6 protein-coding genes, 1 tRNA gene and 1 pseudogene are annotated in these 6,176 nt (G+C 62.0%); 4 read left to right on the top strand and 4 right to left on the bottom strand.

Annotated features, from left to right (window positions below):
- Positions 1–88: 88 nt before the first annotated feature.
- Positions 89–230 (top strand): annotated as a pseudogene (locus C3Y15_RS31995) (IS256 family transposase); the annotation flags it as partial.
- 39 nt (positions 231–269) lie between these two features.
- Here the strand turns inward: C3Y15_RS31995 and C3Y15_RS20885 are convergent.
- Positions 270–848 carry a hypothetical protein gene (locus tag C3Y15_RS20885; protein WP_045578798.1) on the bottom strand — a complete coding sequence of 193 codons (579 nt, stop codon included), beginning with the start codon at positions 846–848 and terminating at the stop codon, positions 270–272.
- A gap of 414 nt (positions 849–1,262) precedes the next feature.
- Here C3Y15_RS20885 and C3Y15_RS20880 point away from each other — a divergent pair, with 414 nt between their 5' ends.
- Genes C3Y15_RS20880 through C3Y15_RS20870 form a run of 3 tightly spaced genes read left to right on the top strand, consistent with a single transcriptional unit; the run spans position 1,263 to position 2,452 of the window.
- Positions 1,263–1,631: a hypothetical protein gene (locus C3Y15_RS20880; protein ID WP_045578799.1), complete on the top strand. Its 369-nt coding sequence runs from the start codon at positions 1,263–1,265 to the stop codon at positions 1,629–1,631.
- Positions 1,632–1,646: 15 nt separating this feature from the next.
- A complete protein-coding gene (locus C3Y15_RS20875; RefSeq protein WP_045578800.1) occupies positions 1,647–2,078 on the top strand; it encodes an STM2901 family protein in 432 nt (143 codons plus the stop codon).
- Positions 2,078–2,452, top strand: coding sequence for a DUF1493 family protein (locus C3Y15_RS20870; RefSeq protein WP_045578801.1), 375 nt, complete (start codon positions 2,078–2,080; stop codon positions 2,450–2,452). Before C3Y15_RS20875 ends, C3Y15_RS20870 begins: the two co-directional genes overlap by 1 nt.
- An 81-nt stretch (positions 2,453–2,533) precedes the next feature.
- Here C3Y15_RS20870 and C3Y15_RS20865 read toward each other — a convergent pair.
- The 3 genes from C3Y15_RS20865 to C3Y15_RS20855 form a co-directional block, all read right to left on the bottom strand.
- Positions 2,534–2,610: transfer RNA gene (locus C3Y15_RS20865), tRNA-Met, on the bottom strand.
- A gap of 128 nt (positions 2,611–2,738) precedes the next feature.
- Positions 2,739–4,397, bottom strand: a complete 1,659-nt coding sequence (locus C3Y15_RS20860; RefSeq protein ID WP_059458261.1) for an MFS transporter — start codon at positions 4,395–4,397, stop codon at positions 2,739–2,741.
- Between the two features lie 216 nt (positions 4,398–4,613).
- The gene (locus C3Y15_RS20855) at positions 4,614–6,161 is read right to left on the bottom strand and encodes a sensor histidine kinase (protein ID WP_014723583.1); all 1,548 of its coding nucleotides are present in this window, start codon (positions 6,159–6,161) and stop codon (positions 4,614–4,616) included.
- Positions 6,162–6,176 lie beyond the last annotated feature (15 nt).

The following is a 6,176-nucleotide window of genomic DNA, read 5'->3' as shown; positions in this document are numbered from 1 at the left end:
GTGCAGAGGGGGGCGGCGGTGGTTTGATTCGCGGGGGGCAACGGAACTACCGTTCTATGACCGATGCAACACTACAGTAGCCAAGAAGATCAAGAACCCGAAGGCGCCAAAGCTGTTTCTCAATGAACTGATCGATCAGTTGCTTGCCCAGATTCAGGGCAAGGATGCCGGGGTGCTTCCGGGCGAATTGAGCTGCCGGCCAGCTCAAGAAGCAGCAACTGGCCGAACGAGCCTCTGCGGAAAAACGCGGCTTTTGAGTTTGAAATGATTTAGGCCTTGCCCATTCGATAGTGCTCTAGCAGATCTTCGTTCCCGGAAAGGACCTCCACCATCATTTGAAGCATCAAGACTGGTCCCGGGACGATTGCCGCCTCATCGATCTCCCGCCCGTCAAAATCGGGATTGGTCGGAATCTCAACGTTCACCACCCACCAGACCTCGATTTTTCTTAAGATTGTGATCAAATCATGGAAAATCTCTATGTGGTCGAAATCCACCGTGCCCGTCACAATCGATGGCAGTTCGTGAGCTAGCTTGTTCCGAATCGACTTGATGCGTTCGAAGGTCGCAAGATCGCCAAGATCGATTGCGCCATACTCGGTCAACCAATCGAGCGATGCGTACAGGGTGCTTTTGTTGCGAGCGAGAACTTTCGAGCGATATTCGCCGCTGAACTGGTATGTACCAGGCTCGAGACCAATGCTTTCAATGTTGTAGAAATCGCGGATACGCCCGACGATTGATTGCCTCAGAAGCTCAAAGGCGGTGATGTAGAGCGACGCCGAGATGAGCTTTTCTTGCATCACCGCTGGCGTCAGCAACTGTTCCCATTGCTCGTTAGCGGGCATAGGTCGTGAACTCCGTTAGATCGGCGGCGCCGTTTTGATGGCATCTAGCTTGCCGGCAACGTCCTCGGCACGCAAGTGCGTGTATCTGCGAGCGATGCTCAATGAGTTAGGTCGCTTCGGGCATTGGGCGACGGACCACCCGTTGACACATGTCCGTGCGTTTCAGGAGCAGGATGCGGCGCTACCAATCTGGCTTCGCGGCAGATTGGGAGACGATGGCTGCGTACGTGCAAGGTAGGACGTCCACGTGCTGCTGAGGCGAGGGCGGAGGTAGCAGAACGTCGAAAGGCCGTGCGACTTGGCGCTGATGTTGGATGCGATATGCATTTTGGATGTAGGGTGCGGATACGTTAAAATCGGACAAATCGGGTGAGGGTCTCGATTTGTGTTCGAAAAATAAACAATGGAATAGTTATGCATCCGATTCTTGCAAAATCGTTCGGCGGTCTATCAACGCAGTATTACGTTCGTCAGTTTCTGTTTGGGCTGATTTTCCCGGCACTTCTTCTTTTTGTTCTGAGTCGTGGGTCGAAGCCGGTGGCTATACCGGTGGGTGCGTTGCTGTTCTTCGCGGTTAACTGCTTTCTTTATCCTTATTCGCGATTCGTTTACGAGGGCATCGTTGACTACATCGTTGGGCGGAATGTTTTCTTCCTGCCTGCGCTAGTTGTGTTGTTCTTTAAGTGGATGACGATGGCGCTCTGCTGGAGTTGCGCGATCTTTATTGCACCGGTCGGGCTTCTGTACCTGTATGTTCGTAACAGTCGTCAGTCGGCGATCTGAGGTGGATGGACAGCAATGAGCGAAAATCGATATAGATTCGGTATCCATCAGAACCTGAGGCCGGTGGATTTGTTCGTCTACGTGGCGTTGGATGAGACGCAGAAACAGCTTGGACTGGATGATTTGGGGGCTGCTGCGGCCGTGTTGCTCGGTCAGGCTGACGTGCCTGCGCCGGGCAAGTTTGTCGGGGCTACGGCAGGTACATCCGTAGCCTCGTTGGCTGCGCGCAAGCTGTTGCCTTTCAAGGTTGCGGTGCGGCTGCCGATGATTACCGGCGTGGGGCTTTCCGGGATTCGTGTTGCGTTTACTCGGAACCTTGGTGCTTGGGTCGGGCGTTTGATTCCTGTTGCCGGGGAGATGTTCTTGGCAGTGGATGTGGTGCTGATCATGCGCAACACGGTGATGGCCTATAACCGTGTCGTTAAGCCGGAAGATAGGGTGTTGTGATGGAAAGTGATGTTTGGGAACGTCTTGAGACGTTTGCTCGGGAAGAGCTGGGTCGGCCGTTGTTCGGTGGACGGCTGGATTTGCTGCCCACGTCACGTCTTGAAGAGGACTTGGGGCTGACGGGGGAGGATGCTGTCGAATTCATCGACAAGTGGGCTGAGACGTTCAGCGTCCAGGTGCGGGATTTTCCGTATCGACGCTATTTCCGGCCAGAAGGTCAGGAAATGTTGTCGGGGTTCCTCGGCTTGTTTTCGAAGCGGTATCGCCGGCCGGCTGTCGTTCCGTTGACGCTCGGGATGCTCGCTGAGGCAATGCAGTACGGACGGTGGGATACGTCGGTGATCGAGGCTGCGGCTGCCCGAGGGGGCGGATGAGAGAGAGGGATGCGCGGTTGAATCTTCGTTGAACCGCTGAAAAGAAAAAAGGCTCAGCTTGCGCTGAGCCTTTTTTGCATTTGGTGGCGAATCAGGGACTCGAACCCCGGACCTGCGGATTATGATTCCGTCGCTCTAACCGACTGAGCTAATTCGCCGAAGACTTGAATTATGTAGATCTACCGCCCGGCTGTCAACACCTTTTTCGATCTTCCCTGAAAAAAGTTGCCGACCGTCTCATGCCGGCGCCGACCGCGCGGGCGAAACACCGCCCGCGCACCCGTCGTCAATCCTGCGCGTAGATGTTCGAGTTCTTCGTGTCCTTCACGAACAGCACGCCGATCACGAACGTCGCCAGCGCGATCACGATCGGATACCAGAGGCCCGAATAGATGTCGCCCTTCGCCGCGACGATCGCGAACGCGGTCGCGGGCAGGAAGCCGCCGAACCAGCCGTTGCCGATGTGATACGGCAGCGACATCGACGTGTAGCGGATCCGCGTCGGGAACATCTCGACCAGCATCGCGGCGATCGGCCCGTACACCATCGTCACGTAGATCACGAGGATCGTCAGGATCACGATGGTCATCGGCCAGTTCAGTTGCGCCGGATCGGCCTTCGCCGGGTAGCCGGCGCCCTTCAGCGTCGACGCGAGCGTCTTGTCGAACGCCGCGCCTTGCGCCTTCGCATCGGCGGCTTTGCCGTCATAGGCCGGGATCACCGTGTCGCCCACCTTGATCTGCGCCATCGTACCGGCCGGCGCCGCGACGTTCTCGTAGTTCAGGCCGGCTTTCGCGAGCGCGCTCTTCGCGATGTCGCACGAGCTCGTGAACTTCGACGTACCCACCGGGTTGAACTGGAACGAGCAGGTGGCCGGATCGGCGAGCACCGTGATCGGCGCCTTCTGCGTCGCGAGTTCGAGCTGCGGGTTCGCGTAGTGCGTGAGCGCCTTGAACAGCGGGAAGTACGTGAGCGCCGCGATCAGGCAGCCGGCGAGGATGATCGGCTTGCGGCCGATCTTGTCCGACAGCGAGCCGAAGAACAGGAAGAACGGCGTGCCGATCAGCAGTGCGATCGCGATCAGGATGTTCGCGCTCGCACCGTCCACCTTCAGCGTCTGCGTGAGGAAGAACAGCGCGTAGAACTGGCCCGTGTACCAGACGACGGCCTGGCCGGCGGTCAGCCCGACGAGCGCAAGAATCACGATCTTCAGGTTCTTCCACTGGCCGAACGCTTCGGTCAGCGGCGCCTTCGACGTCTTGCCCTCGGCCTTGATGCGCAGGAACACCGGCGACTCGTTCAGCTGCATCCGGATCCACACCGACACCGCGAGCAGCAGGATCGACGCGACGAACGGCACGCGCCAGCCCCAGTTGCCGAACGCTTCCTCGCCGATGAAGGTGCGCACGCCGAGGATCACGAGCAACGACAGGAACAGGCCGAGCGTCGCGGTGGTCTGGATCCACGCGGTGTAGAAGCCGCGGCGGTTGGCCGGCGCATGCTCGGCGACGTAGGTCGCCGCGCCGCCGTACTCACCGCCGAGCGCAAGGCCCTGCAGCAGCCGCATCGCGATGAAGATCACCGGCGCAGCAATGCCGATCGACGTATAGCCGGGCAGGAAGCCGACCACGAAGGTCGAGATGCCCATGAGCACGATCGTCACGAGGAACGTGTGCTTGCGGCCGACCAGGTCACCGAGGCGGCCGAACACGATCGCGCCGAACGGGCGCACCGCGAAGCCGGCCGCGAAGCCGAGCAGCGTGAAGATGAACGCGGCAGTCGGGTTGACCCCGGAGAAGAAGCTCTTGCTGATGTAGGCCGCGAGTGATCCGGCCAGATAAAAGTCGTACCACTCGAACACGGTGCCGAGCGACGACGCGAAGATCACCTTCTTTTCTTCGCCCGTCATCGGCGAGTGCGAAATTTGCTCGCCTAGCGTTGCCATGAATCGTCTCCAAGTCCCTTGATATAGATGTGCGGCCGCTTTGGGAGGGCGGGCCTGACGACGATTATTGGCACGGAAACTTACGGCGCACTGACTCGCATGCACAAATTGACTGCGCGTTAACCCGCGACGAATCGGCGGTTTCGCGGTCCGATCGTGCCGCAAACGGGCGGTAAAACACCGGTTTCGCCGCGATTCGTCACGCGCCTGTCAGGGTTAATCCGCAGCGCTGCCTGACAGCGGCAGGCTGATGCGCACCAGCGTGCCCGCGAGGCGCGGCGTCTGCTGGTACACGTGATCGTCGAGCGTCAGCGTGCCGCCGTGCTGCGCGGCGATCTCGCGCACGATCGACAGCCCAAGGCCGCTGCCGTCGCCTTCGCGGCCGAGGATCCGGTAGAAGCGCTCGACCACGCGGCCGCGTTCGGCCGCCGGGATGCCGGGGCCGGTGTCCTCCACTTCGAGGTGGACGCGCTGCGCGTCGCGCTCGGCGCGCACGCGCACCGTGATGCGGCCGCCGTCGGGCGTGTAGCGGATCGCGTTGTCCACCAGGTTGCCGAGCATTTCGCGCAACATCACGGGGTTGCCGTCGACGTTGAGCGGCGCGTCGTCGTCCGGGCCTTCGTAGCCGAGGTCCATCCCCTTCGCGAGCGCGGCCTGCACCCAGTCGCGCACCGTGCGGCGCGCGAGCTCGGCGATCTCGACCGGCTCCAACGTCAGCCCGCTCGCGCGGTTCTCGGCGCGCGCCAGCGCGAGCAGTTGCGTGACGAGCCGCGCGGCCTGCTCGGAGCTGGTCGCGATCTGCTCGAGCGAGCGCTGCACGTCGGGCGGCACCGGATGACGCAGCGCGAATTCGGCCTGCGTGCGCAGCCCGGCGAGCGGCGTCTTCATCTGGTGCGCGGCGTCGGCGATGAAGCGCTTCTGCAGCGCCATGTTCTGTTCGAGGCGCGCCAGCAGATCGTTGAACGACGTGACGAGCGGCTCGATCTCGGGCGGCGCGCGCTGCGCCTCGACGGGCGACAGGTCGTCGGGCCGCCGCGCGCGGATGTGCGCCTGCAGCGCGTTGAGCGGCGCGAGCCCGCGCGACAGCCCGAACCAGACGAGCAGGATCGCGAGCGGCAGGATCACGAACTGCGGCAGGATCACGCCCTTGATGATGTCGTTCGCGAGCGCGTTGCGCTTGTCGAGCGTCTCGCCGACCTGCACGAGCACCGGCTGCGGGCCGCCCGGCGTCGGCAACGCGACGGTCGTGTACGCGACGCGCACGTCGTTGCCGCGCAGCAGATCGTCGCGGAACACGACGACGCCCGGCGGCGGCCGGTCTTCTTCGCGCGGCAGCGGCATGTCGGCCTCGCCCGCGACCAGCTCGCCGCGCGTGCCGAGCACCTGGAAATACACGCTGTCGACGTTGTCCGCGCGCAGGAAGTCGCGCGTCTGCTGCGGCAGCGTCAGCTCGGCGACGCCGTTGACCGGGTGGATCTGCCGCGCGAGCACGTACGCGTTGGTCTCCAGCGCGCGATCGAACGGGCCGTTCGCGATCGTCTTCGCGACCAGATAGGTGACGGCGATGCTCATCGGCCACAACAACAGGAGCGGCGCGAGCATCCAGTCGAGGATCTCGCCGAACAGCGAGCGCGGGCGCGCGGCCTCGGGCGTCTCGGTTTCGTCGGGCGGCGCAAACGGGTTCTCGTAGCGCGCATCGCGCGCGGCGTCGGCGGCGGACGGTTGCTCGCCGGCCGAAGGGCGGGAATGGACCGGCGAGGCCATCGCGGCGACGGCCGG

Source organism: Burkholderia sp. B10 (assembly GCF_004368385.1).
Taxonomy (GTDB): domain Bacteria; phylum Pseudomonadota; class Gammaproteobacteria; order Burkholderiales; family Burkholderiaceae; genus Burkholderia; species Burkholderia vietnamiensis.
Note: the sequence above shows the minus strand (reverse complement) of the source record. Positions and strands in the feature narration are given on the sequence as shown.

Excerpts from the sequence above, each read along its gene's own strand:
- C3Y15_RS20885 (WP_045578798.1), bottom strand. The coding sequence starts at position 848 with ATGCCCGCTAACGAGCAATGGGAACAGTTGCTGACGCCAGCGGTGATG.
- C3Y15_RS20880 (WP_045578799.1), top strand. The coding sequence starts at position 1,263 with ATGCATCCGATTCTTGCAAAATCGTTCGGCGGTCTATCAACGCAGTAT.
- C3Y15_RS20875 (WP_045578800.1), top strand. The coding sequence starts at position 1,647 with ATGAGCGAAAATCGATATAGATTCGGTATCCATCAGAACCTGAGGCCG.
- C3Y15_RS20870 (WP_045578801.1), top strand. The coding sequence starts at position 2,078 with ATGGAAAGTGATGTTTGGGAACGTCTTGAGACGTTTGCTCGGGAAGAG.
- C3Y15_RS20860 (WP_059458261.1), bottom strand. The coding sequence starts at position 4,397 with ATGGCAACGCTAGGCGAGCAAATTTCGCACTCGCCGATGACGGGCGAA.
- C3Y15_RS20855 (WP_014723583.1), bottom strand. The coding sequence starts at position 6,161 with ATGGCCTCGCCGGTCCATTCCCGCCCTTCGGCCGGCGAGCAACCGTCC.